14 protein-coding genes and 1 riboswitch are annotated in these 14,414 nt (G+C 54.8%); of the genes, 3 read left to right on the top strand and 11 right to left on the bottom strand.

Features of this window, described 5'->3' with window-relative positions; translation table 11 throughout:
* Window positions 1-81 precede the first annotated feature (81 nt).
* Entirely contained in the window at window positions 82-1,044 is a 963-nt protein-coding gene (locus tag HW561_RS10610) for a formylglycine-generating enzyme family protein (RefSeq protein WP_176864500.1), read from the top strand.
* Window positions 1,045-1,114: 70 nt separating this feature from the next.
* Here HW561_RS10610 and HW561_RS10605 read toward each other — a convergent pair whose 3' ends face one another.
* From HW561_RS10605 to HW561_RS10575, 7 genes are all read right to left on the bottom strand, one after another.
* Window positions 1,115-1,321 (bottom strand): hypothetical protein, encoded by a 207-nt coding sequence (locus HW561_RS10605; RefSeq protein WP_176864498.1) that lies wholly within the window; start codon window positions 1,319-1,321, stop codon window positions 1,115-1,117.
* Window positions 1,322-1,391: 70 nt separating this feature from the next.
* Window positions 1,392-2,597 (bottom strand): aromatic ring-hydroxylating oxygenase subunit alpha, encoded by a 1,206-nt coding sequence (locus tag HW561_RS10600; RefSeq protein WP_176864496.1) that lies wholly within the window; start codon window positions 2,595-2,597, stop codon window positions 1,392-1,394.
* Window positions 2,594-4,663, bottom strand: coding sequence for an FAD-dependent oxidoreductase (locus HW561_RS10595; RefSeq protein WP_176864494.1), 2,070 nt, complete (start codon window positions 4,661-4,663; stop codon window positions 2,594-2,596). The genes HW561_RS10600 and HW561_RS10595 overlap by 4 nt, the downstream gene beginning before the upstream one ends.
* A gap of 66 nt (window positions 4,664-4,729) precedes the next feature.
* Window positions 4,730-5,788: an ABC transporter substrate-binding protein gene (locus tag HW561_RS10590; protein WP_176864492.1), complete on the bottom strand. Its 1,059-nt coding sequence runs from the start codon at window positions 5,786-5,788 to the stop codon at window positions 4,730-4,732.
* 13 nt (window positions 5,789-5,801) lie between these two features.
* Window positions 5,802-6,908, bottom strand: a complete 1,107-nt coding sequence (locus HW561_RS10585; protein WP_176864490.1) for an ABC transporter ATP-binding protein — start codon at window positions 6,906-6,908, stop codon at window positions 5,802-5,804.
* A 10-nt stretch (window positions 6,909-6,918) separates the two neighbouring features.
* Entirely contained in the window at window positions 6,919-7,704 is a 786-nt protein-coding gene (locus tag HW561_RS10580) for an ABC transporter permease (protein ID WP_176864488.1), read from the bottom strand.
* The gene (locus HW561_RS10575) at window positions 7,701-8,552 is read right to left on the bottom strand and encodes an ABC transporter permease (RefSeq protein WP_176864486.1); all 852 of its coding nucleotides are present in this window, start codon (window positions 8,550-8,552) and stop codon (window positions 7,701-7,703) included. The genes HW561_RS10580 and HW561_RS10575 overlap by 4 nt, the downstream gene beginning before the upstream one ends.
* Window positions 8,553-8,696: 144 nt before the next feature.
* On the opposite strand from HW561_RS10575, the gene HW561_RS10570 reads away from it, so the two are divergent.
* Window positions 8,697-9,344, top strand: coding sequence for a TetR family transcriptional regulator C-terminal domain-containing protein (locus HW561_RS10570; RefSeq protein WP_176864484.1), 648 nt, complete (start codon window positions 8,697-8,699; stop codon window positions 9,342-9,344).
* Window positions 9,345-9,780: 436 nt separating this feature from the next.
* On the opposite strand, the gene thiC is transcribed toward HW561_RS10570, so the two are convergent.
* Window positions 9,781-11,592: a phosphomethylpyrimidine synthase ThiC gene (thiC, locus tag HW561_RS10565; RefSeq protein WP_176864482.1), complete on the bottom strand. Its 1,812-nt coding sequence runs from the start codon at window positions 11,590-11,592 to the stop codon at window positions 9,781-9,783.
* 109 nt (window positions 11,593-11,701) lie between these two features.
* A riboswitch (TPP riboswitch) is annotated at window positions 11,702-11,822 on the bottom strand.
* 333 nt (window positions 11,823-12,155) lie between these two features.
* Complete coding sequence (locus HW561_RS10560) at window positions 12,156-12,776, bottom strand: LysE family translocator (protein WP_176864480.1); 621 nt, start codon at window positions 12,774-12,776, stop codon at window positions 12,156-12,158.
* Between the two features lie 119 nt (window positions 12,777-12,895).
* Between HW561_RS10560 and HW561_RS10555 the strand changes: the two genes are divergently transcribed.
* Complete coding sequence (locus HW561_RS10555) at window positions 12,896-13,351, top strand: Lrp/AsnC family transcriptional regulator (protein ID WP_176864478.1); 456 nt, start codon at window positions 12,896-12,898, stop codon at window positions 13,349-13,351.
* A 192-nt stretch (window positions 13,352-13,543) separates the two neighbouring features.
* Here HW561_RS10555 and HW561_RS10550 read toward each other — a convergent pair whose 3' ends face one another.
* Together HW561_RS10550 and HW561_RS10545 are read right to left on the bottom strand one after the other, a co-directional pair.
* Window positions 13,544-14,023, bottom strand: coding sequence for a helix-turn-helix transcriptional regulator (locus HW561_RS10550; protein ID WP_176864476.1), 480 nt, complete (start codon window positions 14,021-14,023; stop codon window positions 13,544-13,546).
* A 43-nt stretch (window positions 14,024-14,066) separates the two neighbouring features.
* The gene (locus HW561_RS10545; protein WP_176864474.1) at window positions 14,067-14,228 is read right to left on the bottom strand and encodes a hypothetical protein; all 162 of its coding nucleotides are present in this window, start codon (window positions 14,226-14,228) and stop codon (window positions 14,067-14,069) included.
* Between the last annotated feature and the right edge of the window lie 186 nt (window positions 14,229-14,414).

Here is a 14,414-nt window from a genome sequence, read left to right as displayed (position 1 = left end):
ACCACTGGGTGTATGCGCGTTTATTCGACGACAAAAAAGAGCAACCGTTTTTGTCACGACAGGCCTCAGGAAATAGCTTCGATGAAACTAAAAATTGCGGCTCTCACGGGAGCCTTGCAGGTCGTCGCTCTGCCAGTTGCAGCGGAGTATCTTCTAACAGACGGGACCGAAGTCGCGCCGCTGGAAATGTTCCAGGAATGTGGTGTCTGCCCAGAAATGATCGCCTTGCCACTCGGTCAGTTCTTAATGGGTGGGTCACCAGGAGAATCCAGACGGAATTTTCACTTCGACGGGTCGGGAAACATGCGTCTGGCAACGTCCGAAGACCCATATATTGCGCACCATGAAGGGCCGGTACATTCAGTTACGGTCGACATTCCTTTTGCAATGGGCAGAAACGAAGTGACTCACGACCAGTGGATGGCATGTGTCAACGATGATGGTTGCAATGGACACATTCCCCAAGATTATGTCCTTGTACCTCGTGAACCTCGTGCGAAAGCCACTGGGAGCTTCCCTGTGATCGATGTGTCGTATATCGACGCGCTGACTTACACCGAGTGGCTGAACGAAAAAGTTGGAGCCCAGGTCTATCGTCTGCCGACTGAAGCGGAATGGGAATACGCCGCGCGGGCGGGAACTCAGACTCCCTTCGCTCAGGGCGAAGAAATAACGACGGATCAAGCGAATTTCCTAGGTAGTTCAACAGAGGAAATGTTGGGGGAAGAACGCCCGGAGCTTCTATCGCGCGACAAACCGGTGCGGGTCAACGAGTTGGATGCGGCCAACAACTGGGGTTTGCGCCACATGTCTGGAAACGTCGCGGAACGAACGCTGTCTTGCCGAACCGAAAGCCACGCGGGTTGGGCAACCACAAGCGTCTATCATGAAATGGCGAGGCTCCCAGAATGTAAAAACCGTGTGACAAGAGGCGGTGCATATTGGGCCGCGATGGATTTTTCGCGTGTTGCTGCTCGTGGATCTGCTCGACCTTCAACCAGAACCACGAAAGCAGGTTTCCGCATTTTACGTGAATTAAAATAAGCAAACATTGAAAGGTGATTACAATGACGTGCGATCATTCCAATCAACCCGTTGAAGACGACGGGGACGCTTACGGCCCGTAGTCGATCTGAACGCACCACTTACCCGCCGACCCGTCGATCAACCGCTTGCCGGTCTCTGTTGTTAGGTAGATCCCACGGGAGGATTCAGTGAAAGTGCGTTGGTTTTTACCAATATGGGCCATTCTTTCCCAAGGATGGATGAAATTTTCATTATCCCATTGCCGGATACTGCTGAAATCATTTTTCAGGGTCATTTGAATTGCTTTCAGTGGATGAGGGGATCGCGATTTGGCGTTGACCTGCGGCCTGTTTTATCCGGCAATATCAGCGCGGGCTGATCATCGTTTTGTAGAACCTGTAGAAATCGTTGATGGCCCACTCCATGTCCGCCAGAGGCCCGGGTTCAAAAAAATGCGAATTCACCCCCGCCTGATTGTGCCGGATGATGCGTTCATCATCCTGTGAGGTCACATGCCAGAGCCATGTCAGATCTTCGCTGTTGTAATCACGACCTTCTTCAGCGTCCTTCCTGACCATCCAGACGACCTGAATGTCGGTTTCCTGAATGGTTCGGGGGACAAAGCGATAGCCGACAACATGATCCGAGTAGATCAAGAAATAGTTCAGAATACCCAACACGATATCGGTCGCACCGCCGTCATAATCGGTCAGATTGCCCAGCAGCGGAGCAAGCGGTTCGCCCATTTTGCTGCCCGTCTTGAAACCTTCGTACAAGGGGTAGCGCCGGTAATACACCTCGCTTCCCGGCGAAAGCGCGTGTTCACCGGTCAGGTCCAACACTTGATTAGGCAGCCCGGCAGCCACCGCGCGTTCATACATGGCTGGCAGGAGCGCTTCCATTTGTTGTGGAGATTTCAGTGTATGTGAACGCGAATACTCCTGATGCGCGGGTGCGCAATGGTAACATTCGAGATAATTCTCTACCGCCAGTTTCCAGTTCGCTGGCACCGGATAGTTTGCTGTATGAACCACCTTGAGGTCTTCAAAACCAAAAGGCGCGGTAAGCGGAGCAAGCTGGCCAAGCGCCTGGTCCATAGGCGGGGCTTCGGCGCTAGGGCAAACCAGGATCAGCCCCTGAAAGATCTGCACGTGCGCAGGTTTCAGCCCCCAATCTTCCGGGTTGAAATCCGGCCCCATTTCGCGACCTGCGCGTAACTCGCCCGACAGCTCATACGTCCAGGCATGATAGGGGCAGACAAAGACCCGCGCTTTCCCTGCGCCTTCCACGCATACGCGCGACCCGCGATGCCTGCAAACATTGAGATGCGCACGCACATCCCCATTGCGATCCCGGACGATGATCAGTGATTCTGGGCCATAATCGAAGAGAAAGTAATCCCCCGGTTCCGGGATCTGACTTTCGTGACCTACCCAGATCCAATTCCGGTTCCAGACATCGGCAATGTCGCGATCAAAAACCGCCTCGGATGTGTAAAACTCCCGCGGCAGCGCGTATCCGGGCGTGTGTTGACCTACGAGTTCATTCAAATTTGCGGGCTGCGACGTCATGGAGTACCTCCTTCGGCAAGAGAGATGATTTCACGGCGGAACCAATCCTGATTTATGTCCGCCTGAGCGCGTTCAAAGTTTCGGGCCGCCATGTGTCCTGCATAAACAGCATCCGCAATCAAGGCCGGCCCGGCGGCGTCGCCAATCAACTCGCGCGTGGTCAAACCCTGATCTTGCAGGGCGTCATAAAGCGCAGTTTCGCGTAGCCTTTCAGTGACCAGTACAGCGGAACGGCATCCGATCTCGCGGATGTTCTCTGTGAAGCAACAGGCGATTTGCATCTTTTCGGCGTTGAGCGCAGACAGGGTGTGATTGCAGATGATTTCCACACCCAGCTCTAACAGGCGCGCCTGAATGCGGTGTTGTTCAAGCGTCAGAACGGTGAAGGAAGAAACCAGGCTTTCAGGCGTGACAAAGATCACATGATGCCCATCCAAAGCCAGTTTCTCTGCCAGTACTCCGGCGATGTAGGCGTGGTCGTCGTCGTAGATCGCGACCGTTCCGTCCGATGGATGGGTCCCCATCATGATGTCGTCCGGAGTGAGAACCGTAGTGTTGCCCGCTATTTTCGGCGGGTTGCGGAGCGTGTTGCGCCCGATCCCGTCCGCGCGCCAACGCGACCCCGTCGCGACGAACACATTTGGAATACCCAACTCCAGTACGTCCTCTTTACTCAATGCGCTCTGAGTAAAGATCTGAACGTTTCCACGCTGGCGCAGATCGTTCAGGCGGTAATCGGCGACCCGCATCCAGGCACCCAGGCCCGGCAGGCCACTTTCGCGCAGCACCCGGCCACCGGGCGCGTCTGAGGCTTCGGCAATCGTCACCTGATAGCCGCGCCGCGCCAACTGCATGGCGCATTCCAGGCCCGCTGGCCCCGCGCCAACCACAAGCGCATCGCTTTGCGCCGCCTTGGGTGCGATACGTTCCGGATGCCAGCCGCGCCGCCATTCCTCGCCCATTGTTGGGTTTTGGGTGCATCGAATGGGTGCGCCCACGCTATCGGCCATGACGCAGATGTTGCACCCGATACATTCGCGAATTTCATCGATCCGGCCTTCGCGGATTTTCTCTGGCAGAAAGGGATCAGCAATGGACGGCCGCGCGGCGCCAATCAAGTCAAGCTGCCCTTTGCGGATCAACGACACCATCGTATCTGGTGAGGTCAACCTGCCCACACCCACCACCGGTTTGCTGGTCACGGATTTGACGAAAGCAGTGTAGTCGTTCTGATATCCATCTTGCGGCTGAAACCGCGTTGTCATGGAATCGTTAGCCCAATTGGACACATTCACATCCCAAAGGTCCGGCATTTCCGCCAGCATTTCCACAACTGCGCGGCCTTCTTCCGCGGCCTGCATACCATCCGAGCCCAGCATTTCATCGACAGCAAAGCGGAAAGCCACCGCGCAGGTGTCGCCCACAGCGTCATGCGTCTCTTCAATCAATTCACGGGTCAGGCGCACGCGGTTTTCCAGGCATCCGCCATATTCATCACTGCGCTGGTTCATATGTGGCAGCATGAAATGCTGGGGCAGCGTCATATCGTGACCGGCATAAACATAGATGATGTCAAACCCAGCGTCCCTCGCACGGATTGCTGCCTCGCGATGCCAGCGCCGCAGGTCGCGAATGTCAGATTTATCCATTGCGCGGGCTTGCTTGGGAAACGCTGCACTCACGGACATATCAGACGGGGCCAGAACCGGTGCGCGGCTGAAGAGGTTCTGCGCGTGATTGCCATTGTGGACCAATTCGATTGCGGCCAATGCGCCCTTGTCGTGCACGGCCTCGGTCATCAACCGGAGCGCGGGGATGTCTCGGGCGTCCCAGAGCCTGTTTTCGGCAAAAGGTGACAGGTCCGACGTTGGATGAATCTCCGTCTCCTGGTTGCTGACAACCGCCCATCCGCCTTCGGCCTTCATTGCGCGCATTGCGGCTTCGGCCTGGGGGCGGACATGCCCCATCCCATTGCAATGAGGCACCTGGAAAAAACGGTTACGCGCCGTGACCGGTCCGATCTGGACTGGTTCGAAGAGCACAGAATACCTGCTCGCCTCGGACATGAGAACGCCTTTTTAAACTGAGTTTGCCCGGGCACCTGAACAGCCCCCGGACGGGATGTTCAGCGATCAGAAGCCGGATTTGATACGCTCGAACTCTTTCAGCATCTTGGCCTCAAGCGCGGGATCAACTGCGTCAAAGAACAGGCTGCCTTCGAAGAATGCTTTGGGGTCATCAAACCCGTATTGCGCAATCAAATCCTGATCCGAAATGGCATAGGCTTCGGCATTAGCATGAGGATAACCCCAGCTTTCGATGATGTATTTTCCGCTGGCCGCATCGGAAAGTGCATTCAGTTGGTCATAGATCTGATCCACCGGTGTAGTCGATGATTTCAGATGCACGTAACCGCACACCCATGTGGCGATACCCTTGTCAACGTCCCGCATCATCTTTGCGGGCGTTTCGTTCCAGATCAGGTTCAGTTCCGACTGGTTCCAGGCCCAACCCATTTCGAGCTCACCACTGGCCATAGCTTGATCCATTTGTCCGGCGTCAGACCAGTAGAAGCGGACATTGGGATGAACCGAGCGCAGGTAATCCGACGCGGCCTGGAACTGCTCATCGCTCAAGTTTGTATAGTCTGCAGCGTTGCCGGTCGCCAGCGAGGCCAGCGCATAGGCGCTTGAGGCAGCGTCAGGGATCGCGACCTTGCCCTGATAGGCAGGGTCTGCCAACAGTTGCAGCGAGATCTGGTCGTCTGCGATTTTATCAGTGCGATAAATCAGCCCTGTATTGCCCCATTCGAACGGCAACATGTAGACCTCGCCGTCGATAACAATACCATCGACATCTTTGATCTCGGCGAGCATTGCATCCCAGTTATCCAGCTTCGACGGATCAAGCGGCTGGATCAGATCAGCCGCCACCCATTTACGCACCGCGTCCGAACAGGGATGCGCCAGATCTGCCTCAAAACCCGATTGAAGTTTTGTGAAGGCCTCGTCCTGGCTGCCGAAGAAGGTGTAGGTGGGCGCGGCACCATGTTTTTCCATGTACGCGCCAAAAAAGCCCTGATCTTCATAACCAGACCAATCAAACACCTTGAGTGCAGCCCCATCTGCCAGCGCAACCCCGGCGCTTAACATGGTTGAAAGGGCCATGGCCCCTGTGGATCTCAATTTCATGGCTTTCTCCCTATTATGATTTTATCGTGTTTTGGCCCAGATCAATGATTGAAGTGCTTTGCACACCAAGCCAGATCGGATCGCCGGGGCGATGATCGACCGTGTGAAAGTAGTTAGGCACCGATGCTGCGATCGGCTTTTCGACGCCGTCCACCTGAACGTGGTAGTGCACATTCTCGCCGTAGAAGGCGACATCGCGGACCTTGCCCTGGACCGTGCCATCATAATCCTCGGGCTTTTCGCGTGAGATTTCCAGTTGCTCGGGGCGAATGCCGATTTCAATGTCGCGGCCTGTCTGGGCAACATTTGGGTTCTTTTCGATGTCCAGAATACCGAAACAAGGTGTCGTAACGGTCAGACCCTTACCGTTCTCTTCAGTGACGTGAGCGGGCAGGAAATTCATCTCTCCGATGAAACTCGCGATGTTTCTGTTGCAAGGTTTGGCATAGAGTGTGGGTGGCTCATCGACCTGTACCAGTCGACCATCAAACATTACCCCAATCCGGTCAGACATCGTCATGGCCTCATACTGATCATGTGTCACCATGACGAAGGTGATGCCCAATTCCTGCTGCAAATGGCGCATCTCGAACTGCATCTGCTCGCGCAGTTTCTTGTCGAGCGCAGACAAGGGCTCATCCAGAAGCAAGACCTTGGGTCGCATCACTAATGCTCGTGCAAGTGCCACACGCTGACGTTGCCCACCGGATAATTCGGTGGCGCCGCGCTCCTGAAGACCGCCAAGTTCGACCATTTCAAGCGCTTCGGTCACGCGTTGGTCGATTTCGGACTTCGCAATGCCACGATTTCGCAGCCCATAGGCCACGTTGTTTCCGACGTTCAGGTGGGGGAAAATGGCGTAGCTTTGAAACACCATGTTTGTCGGGCGGCTGTTTGCGGGAATTCCCTCCATATCCTCCCCATCAATGAAGACCTTTCCCGCACTCGGCTCTTGAAAGCCCGCGATCATGCGCAGCGCCGTGGTTTTTCCACAGCCGGACGGCCCCAGTAGGGAAAAGAACTCACCCTCGCGCAAATCCAGATTTAGATCGGAGACAGCGGTGAAATTTCCAAACCGTTTTTCGACCCCCTGAAGCTGGATGATGTTTTTCTCAGTCATGGGCGGCCCCTCATATCGTCGACTTGGTGGAACGGCGGCGGAAATACTCGGCCACCACCAGCAGCGCGACAGAAGCCAATAGCAGGAGCGAGCCAAGCGCCAGCGTGTTTGGCAGCTTTGCAGGGAAGCGGATCTGGCTCCAGATATAGACAGGCAGCGTCGGTTGGTTGCCGGACAGGAAAAAGGCCAGTACGAATTCGTCAAAGCTGACCGTGAAGGTCACCAGCAGGCTTGCCACGATTCCCGGTGCCACGATGGGCAGGGTCACGCGCCGGAAGGTCTCAATCACGCCCGAGCCCAGGTCAAACGCCGCCTCTTCCAGCGAAGGATCAAAATCATCGAATGCAGACTTCATGATCGACACGGAAAACGGCAGGGCCAGGAAGGTATGCCCCAATGCGACTGCTGTCAGTGACGGTTTGATGCCGATCGAAATGAACAAAACCAGCATTGACGAGGCCACTATGATGCCCGGAATGACAAGCGGCAGCATGACCAACCCTTCAGAGGCTTTCTTTCCCCGAAACCGATACCGGACATAAGCGCGTGCCGCAAAGAGGCCCATGGATGTGGCCAGAAGCGAGGCCACAAATCCGACCAGAAAACTGTTCATAAGCGCCTGGATCAGCGTTTCCTGGCCGGCGAGCTGGCGATACCATTCGAGCGTCCACCCCTTGATCGGAAAGGCGACGATCGTGCCGTCATTAAACGAAAAAAGAGGCAGGAACAGTACCGGTAGATAGAGAAATACCAGATAGAGGAAAGCATAAACAGCGAGACCATTGGGGCGTTTCATCGTATGCGCCTCCCCAAGCTTGTTGACGACAGCACAAACAGGATAGCGACAAAACCGACAGACATCATCGCCAGCAACGACAGCGTTGCCCCAAGCGGCCAGTTGTTTGCGGCGCCAAATTGGACCTGGATAAGATTGGCGATCATCTTGCCGTCTGATCCGCCGACTAACGAGGGAGTCACGTAGTCTCCGACCGTTGGGATAAAGATGATCAGACAGGCGGCAATGATTCCAGGAATGGTTAATGGCAGTGTCACGCGCAGGAACCGCTGGACCGGTCCGTTGCCCAGGTCCGTGGCCGCTTCCAACAGGCTTAGGTCGATTTTTTGGATTGAGACATAAATGGGTAGGATGGCAAACGGGGCCCAAGCGTGCGCTAGGGTTAGGACCACTGCGAACTCATTATACAGAAGAAACGTCAGGGGCTCATCGATCAGCCCGAGGCCCAAAAGGGCGGAATTCATTACACCGTTGAAGCCAAGGATCAGCTTCCATGCGAAGACACGCAGCAGGTAGCTGGACCAAAAGGGGATGGTGATCAGCAAGAGCCACAGGGTCTTCCGTTCTGCCCTAAGCGCGATGAAATAGGCGATTGGGTATGCCAGCGCCACGGTGGCGATCGTGACGGTCGCCGCAATGAGTATGGAGCGGATCATCAGATGCCGCACCAGCGGATCGGTAAACGCCTCGCGGTAATTAGCAAGCGTGGGGGTGCGGTCGACCGAAACATATGTCTGTGTCCAAAGCGAATACGCCACCAGTATGGCCAATGGCGCTGCGACCAAAAAGCCAACATAGAGCGTCGCAGGCGCGCTCAGTGTTAGTCCTTTAGTTGCTTCGCTTCGCATGTGGCCCAGCCCTATTTAATCGCCGCTGTGATCGAAAGATTTGAAATGGACGATCGTCCATTAAGTATTGTCTCGCCAGTGCGGTTGTGTCAATCTTTCTTCTGAAGGGCTGATTTTGGCTCTGCACATGAGGCCACGAGATTGATGTCAGCGGACGCAAGAACCGATGCTAAACCGTCAGGGAGATCGTCAATACGTGACCCGGATAACAATCGGCGTGCGTTGATTGCGGCGACGTTGGACACGATCGCCGAAATCGGCATTACAGACACCACGGTCAGCAAAATCATCCAACGAGCCGGCCTGTCGCGCGGCATGATCCATTTGCATTTTGGTGGCAAAAATCAACTTCTTGCAGCGGCGGCCAAGTCTTTTGCCGAAGAGTACTTCACTGAGATGGACAAGCTGGTCCAACAGGCCGGAAACGACCCAGAATCAATTGTCATGGCTGTGGTCCGGGCCGATCTTGGCGACGTTCTTATGAATGAACGTTCAACCCGGATCTGGCATGCTTTCCGGGGAGCCGCGAATACCAATGGCAGCATCGCACTTTTCAGTAGTACACGAGACAAAAGGCTACGTACGACCATCCACACGGCGTTCAAAACAATTGCAAAAGACTACGGTGACGAGGATGATTCCATTCTTGCACGTGACGCTACATTTGGGCTTCTGGCTCTTCTTGAAGGGATGTGGGTGGACTACCTCTCCAACGCAAACGAGTTTTCGCGCGATGTCGCCACGTCGATCATTCGACGCTTCATAAAAGGGCTCTTCCCACATCATTTTTAGGCAAAGCTGGCCCTAACTATTTCTCGCTGTGGTCACGGTGTCCGCATAGCTGCCGAACGCTCTGAGGGGGCAGACATTCGACAATCCCAAACCAGCCATCCGTACTGAGCGCAGAGAACGACAGGAGAGAGCCCTCAACAGAAATGTCAAAATCGTGCTGCGAGCGCACTCAACAAGGAAACCGCCGCAGCCGCGAAAATTTGCGCGCTGCCTTACTGCGTGACAACCGGCCATTCAGGTAAACCGCAGCAAAGATCTGATGCTCAATGGAACAAGTTGCGGACTCAGACGACTTTTGCTGACGCGGCTGCTGCTTATGCTGCAATAGCTCGCACCTACGGCAGGTTTCACCCTCGCACCAGGCTGCCAGCAAATCACGAACACGGGTTGTCAACCGGAGCCGCGGCAGCCTCAAAACCGACCCCTGCAATGGTAATCATTCGCTGGACCCTAGGGTGGTTTTGTCGACAGGCATGTAAAGATCGCCCTCTGCACGGTACTTTTCCGCCATCGCCTCCATACCCTCTTTTTGCGCTTCGGCCCGGATGTCATGACTGATCCGCATGGAGCAGAATTTCGGCCCGCACATGGAACAGAAATGCGCAACCTTATGGGCCTGCTTGGGCAGGGTCTGGTCATGAAAATCCCGCGCGGTGTCGGGATCAAGCGACAGGTTGAACTGGTCCTCCCAACGGAATTCAAACCGGGCACGCGACAGCGCATCATCGCGCCGTTGTGCCCCCGGAAGACCCTTGGCCAGATCGGCGGCATGGGCGGCGATTTTATAGGTGATCACCCCGGTTTTCACGTCATCCCGGTCGGGCAGGCCGAGATGTTCCTTGGGCGTAACATAGCACAGCATTGCACAGCCAAACCAACCGATCATAGCAGCCCCGATGCCACTGGTGATATGATCATAGCCCGGCGCGATGTCCGTGGTGAGGGGGCCAAGCGTGTAGAATGGGGCCTCGTCACAGCACGCCAGTTGCTTGTCCATGTTCTCTTTGATCTTGTGCATGGCAACATGGCCAGGGCCTTCAATCATCACCTGACAGTCTTTGGCCCATGCAACTTTGGTCAATTCGCCAAGGGTTTCCAACTCGGCAAACTGCGCCTCGTCATTGGCATCCGCGATCGAGCCGGGGCGCAATCCGTCACCCAGAGAAAAGGCCACATCATAGGCGCGGCAGATATCGCAGATCTCTCCGAAATGCTCGTAAAGGAAGGATTCGCGGTGGTGGTGCAGGCACCATTTGGCCATGATTGATCCGCCACGGCTGACGATGCCGGTCACGCGGTTCACCGTCATCGGTACCATGTGCAGGCGGACACCGGCGTGGATGGTGAAGTAATCCACCCCCTGTTCAGCCTGTTCGATCAAAGTGTCGCGGAACACCTCCCAAGTCAGGTCTTCGGCGATGCCGTTCACCTTTTCCAGCGCTTGATACATCGGCACTGTACCAATCGGAACCGGGCTGTTGCGGACAATCCATTCGCGGGTGTTGTGGATGTTGCGGCCCGTGGACAGGTCCATCACGGTGTCGGCACCCCAGCGAATGGACCACACCATCTTGTCGACCTCTTCCTCCATCGAAGAGGTGACAGCAGAGGTGCCCATGTTGGCGTTGATCTTGACCAGAAAGTTGCGGCCAATAATCATCGGCTCGGATTCAGGGTGGTTGATATTGGATGGAATAATGGCACGGCCTGCGGCCACTTCGTCCCGCACGAACTCGGGCGTTACATAGTCAGGAATATTCGCACCCCAATCATTGCCGTCCCGATGACAGGGTGCAAGCCCGCTCAGTTGGTTCTCACGAATGGCGATGAATTCCATTTCGGGAGTAATCACACCGGCGCGTGCATAGGCCAGTTGCGTGACGGCTTTGCCATCTTTGGCGCGCAGAGGCCGGGGGCGGACCGGAAATGCAGGGGTAAGCCGGTCGCCTTCAACAAATCCGTTGTCTTCGGGTTTGACGTCGCGACCGTCGTAGTCCTCAACATCACCACGCGCCGTGATCCACGATTTACGTAGCGGCGCGAGGCCCTTGCGAATATCAGTGGCAACATCAGAGTCCGTGTAAACGCCAGAGCTGTCATAAACCGGCAAGGGTTGTTCGCCCGCCGTTGGATGCACCGAAATTTCACGCATTGGAACACGCACATCCACGTGCAATGTGCCATTGACGTAAATCTTGCGCGACGCGGGTAAGGCACCTGCAGTGATTTTGGGATTGGGAATGTTCATTTTTGGTGCTCCTCAAGCAATTACTCAAAAAGACACCAGATGAGTTTCGGCTTGGGAAACAGGCGGGTCATGCGGCTCACCAATTCAGTTTGCACATCGGAATAGAGGGTAATGTGCGCCCTTAGCTTCCTACGCCAGTATCAACTGGGTCAGGTTCAAAGGGTCGCGACACTGCAGCAATGCTGCTATTCGCCTCTCAGGCCCTCGTTGGGCCTCCCCTGCGTAAGGTTTGAATAACCAATAGATGGGTCGAAAACAAGGCTGAACCCAACTGACCGTCATTTCTGCAGTATCGGTCGGAATGTACTCTTTGTCCGCATCTTGATTGTTAATACCGAGTGCAGAGAATGGACAAATTGAAAGTAGAGATTAACAGGGGTGTTTAATGTCAGGTTCGGTGATTTACGCTGCAGCACCGAAATACCCGGCTGTAAACGTGATAGCTTTCTGCGTGAGCAAAAGGTGGGTTTGTCCGCACTGCGTTAAACCGCGATACCGCTTTGAACGTCAGCTAGAATAGATCATCCTGTCACAAACTGACCCAATAAGCCGAATTTCACAGACTAAGTCAGTTCAACTAACAACTTGATTGCAAAGCCAACGAGGACCACCCCTGAAACTTGACGGAACGTGTCATACCTCGCCTGCCTCATAAACCGGGTTCTCAAAAGGTGTGCCAGTGCTGAATACGTGCTGAGCGACAGGATAGACAATCCGCAATAGGTCAGGATCAGAACTCCCGCTTGCAGAGCTAGACCGCGTTCCGGGTCCAATACCTGCGGAAACAGAGCCATGTAAAAAAGCAGGGCCTTAGGGTTTGTGGCGGCAAGCAGGAATGCTTCCGAAAACAGTTTTCTCGCACCAACGGAGACATCCGCTGAATTGTTCAGCGACAGGAATTCCTTCTTGATCAGCAGCCTGACGCCAAGCCAGGTCAGATAAGCGATGCCCAGCCACCGAAAGAGAGACCAGACAACACTGGAAGCCATCACAAAGGATGCAATACCAGCCGCACAGACCGCACCGCCAACCGCAAGACCGAGGGCATTTCCGAATATCGTAGGCACAACCCGCTTGCCGCCCAACTGTACAGCTCGGCGCACAGTATTCAGATTGGCCGGTCCCGGTGTAACGATGTTCACAGCTGAAACGGTCGCGAAAGATACCCAAAGCGCCAAATTCATGTTTTCTCCTGATGTTGAAATCGTGTTGACGGGAGAATATCTGCTGGCGGGTACAACGTACTTTCGGAAAGGGAAGCATTGATCCAGTATCTCCAACGTAAAATGAGGCGAAGCGGGAAATGGAGTTCATACTGAAAAGTGCGTTGGATGACCTTGATCGAACCATTTTGGGTGCGTTGGTCCGTGACGCTCGTATCAGTTGGAAAGACCTCGCCGCTGAGGCGGGCGTCTCATCACCGACCATCCGTGATCGCGTAAAGCGACTACAGGACACAGGTGTTGTTCAAAATTTTGTCGTGGAAATCTCGCCAGCCGCACTCGGATACGTTCTTGAAGCAGTGGTGAGGTTTCGACCGTTACCCGGCAAGCGTCATGTACTTGAGCAACAGATTCAGGACACCGACCGAATTGTCCAATGCGATAAGGTCACAGGCGAGGATGGATTCGTGGCCCGCGTGTTGCTGAAGGAAATAGGCGAGCTGGACCCCTTGTTGGAAGTCTTCGGACGGATGGCAACAACGAATACGTCGATTGTGAAATCTAGCCCAGTGAGAATGCGCCCACCTCCATTTTAACTTCAAAAGCGGCCATTTGCGTCCGCGCGTCGAAATAGTGCTTTGTTCCGAAGGAACTACTCTGATCCAAACCGTGGACCGACAGGCAAAAGGGTCGCGCGAAACCGCGCCCTAAAGCTGACCTGTCAATCGAAGGCCAAATGCTGTCCGAACGTAGATGGGTGCCATAGCTCCATGAGATCCTATTTGGGCTTAAAACAGGAGATCCTCAACGAGCTGAGAGATCAATTGGCTTTTGCCCGATACTCCCGCTTTTTTGTAAATCGCAGTACATTGAGCCTTAGCGGTTCCAATTCGGGTTTGCCTCAAGTCGGCGATCTCAGCCATGGACATCCCTTTGAGAACAAGCCATGCGATCTCTGCTTCTGCAACAGTCAGGCCGAGCTTCTCAAAATACGCCTCTACTACTGTTGTGAATTCGCCGGACGTGATCCGGCGGGCGGTTTCGGCACGGTGGGTCGCTTTTTGTGCCACGAGGGCAAGCCTGACCCCCAGAAATGCACCCAAAATAAGCCCGATGCTGGCACCTGCTTCGACAAGCTCTCGCACATTCCAACGCAACGGAACCGATGGGATACCTAAGATGGATGCCAGGATCTCCCACAGGAAATACGCACCACACAGGCACTGGATAAGGACAAGAGTCCACACAACCCATGCACGGTCCATCATGCGCGGCACCGTAAGCAGGGAAATTCTGTGTCAGCAGGTTGTCTCATATTGGATCACCCACCGTTTTTTCCCTTGCCACCAGGTCCGCCAGACCCTTTGGGGCCATCGGATTTGCCGGCACCTTTGGGGCCGCCATGCGCGTTTGGTTCACCCGGTTGGGCGCGTTCATCTGGTTCATTTTGTGGTGACACAGAATGCTCGCCATCATGAGGCTCCTTCGAGAACCTTTGGTCCCGCAAAACCTCTCCTGACGTACGGTTCAATACGACCTCGCGCAGCTCATCATGATCGCTCGCAGTGATGACGATGCGGTGCTAGGTGTTTGATCCCAAGGTTTGATGGTGCGATCCATTCGTTGAAATGGAAGGAAGCATTATGGGACAAGTACGTC

The sequence above is a fragment of the Ruegeria haliotis genome, assembly GCF_013377785.1.
In the GTDB taxonomy this organism is placed as follows: Bacteria; Pseudomonadota; Alphaproteobacteria; order Rhodobacterales; family Rhodobacteraceae; genus Ruegeria; species Ruegeria haliotis.
This window is presented reverse-complemented; position numbering and strand designations above follow the sequence as displayed.

Excerpts from the sequence above, each read along its gene's own strand:
- HW561_RS10610 (WP_176864500.1), top strand. The coding sequence starts at position 82 with ATGAAACTAAAAATTGCGGCTCTCACGGGAGCCTTGCAGGTCGTCGCT.
- HW561_RS10605 (WP_176864498.1), bottom strand. The coding sequence starts at position 1,321 with ATGACCCTGAAAAATGATTTCAGCAGTATCCGGCAATGGGATAATGAA.
- HW561_RS10600 (WP_176864496.1), bottom strand. The coding sequence starts at position 2,597 with ATGACGTCGCAGCCCGCAAATTTGAATGAACTCGTAGGTCAACACACG.
- HW561_RS10595 (WP_176864494.1), bottom strand. The coding sequence starts at position 4,663 with ATGTCCGAGGCGAGCAGGTATTCTGTGCTCTTCGAACCAGTCCAGATC.
- HW561_RS10590 (WP_176864492.1), bottom strand. The coding sequence starts at position 5,788 with ATGAAATTGAGATCCACAGGGGCCATGGCCCTTTCAACCATGTTAAGC.
- HW561_RS10585 (WP_176864490.1), bottom strand. The coding sequence starts at position 6,908 with ATGACTGAGAAAAACATCATCCAGCTTCAGGGGGTCGAAAAACGGTTT.
- HW561_RS10580 (WP_176864488.1), bottom strand. The coding sequence starts at position 7,704 with ATGAAACGCCCCAATGGTCTCGCTGTTTATGCTTTCCTCTATCTGGTA.
- HW561_RS10575 (WP_176864486.1), bottom strand. The coding sequence starts at position 8,552 with ATGCGAAGCGAAGCAACTAAAGGACTAACACTGAGCGCGCCTGCGACG.
- HW561_RS10570 (WP_176864484.1), top strand. The coding sequence starts at position 8,697 with ATGTCAGCGGACGCAAGAACCGATGCTAAACCGTCAGGGAGATCGTCA.
- thiC (WP_176864482.1), bottom strand. The coding sequence starts at position 11,592 with ATGAACATTCCCAATCCCAAAATCACTGCAGGTGCCTTACCCGCGTCG.
- HW561_RS10560 (WP_176864480.1), bottom strand. The coding sequence starts at position 12,776 with ATGAATTTGGCGCTTTGGGTATCTTTCGCGACCGTTTCAGCTGTGAAC.
- HW561_RS10555 (WP_176864478.1), top strand. The coding sequence starts at position 12,896 with ATGGAGTTCATACTGAAAAGTGCGTTGGATGACCTTGATCGAACCATT.
- HW561_RS10550 (WP_176864476.1), bottom strand. The coding sequence starts at position 14,023 with ATGATGGACCGTGCATGGGTTGTGTGGACTCTTGTCCTTATCCAGTGC.
- HW561_RS10545 (WP_176864474.1), bottom strand. The coding sequence starts at position 14,228 with ATGGCGAGCATTCTGTGTCACCACAAAATGAACCAGATGAACGCGCCC.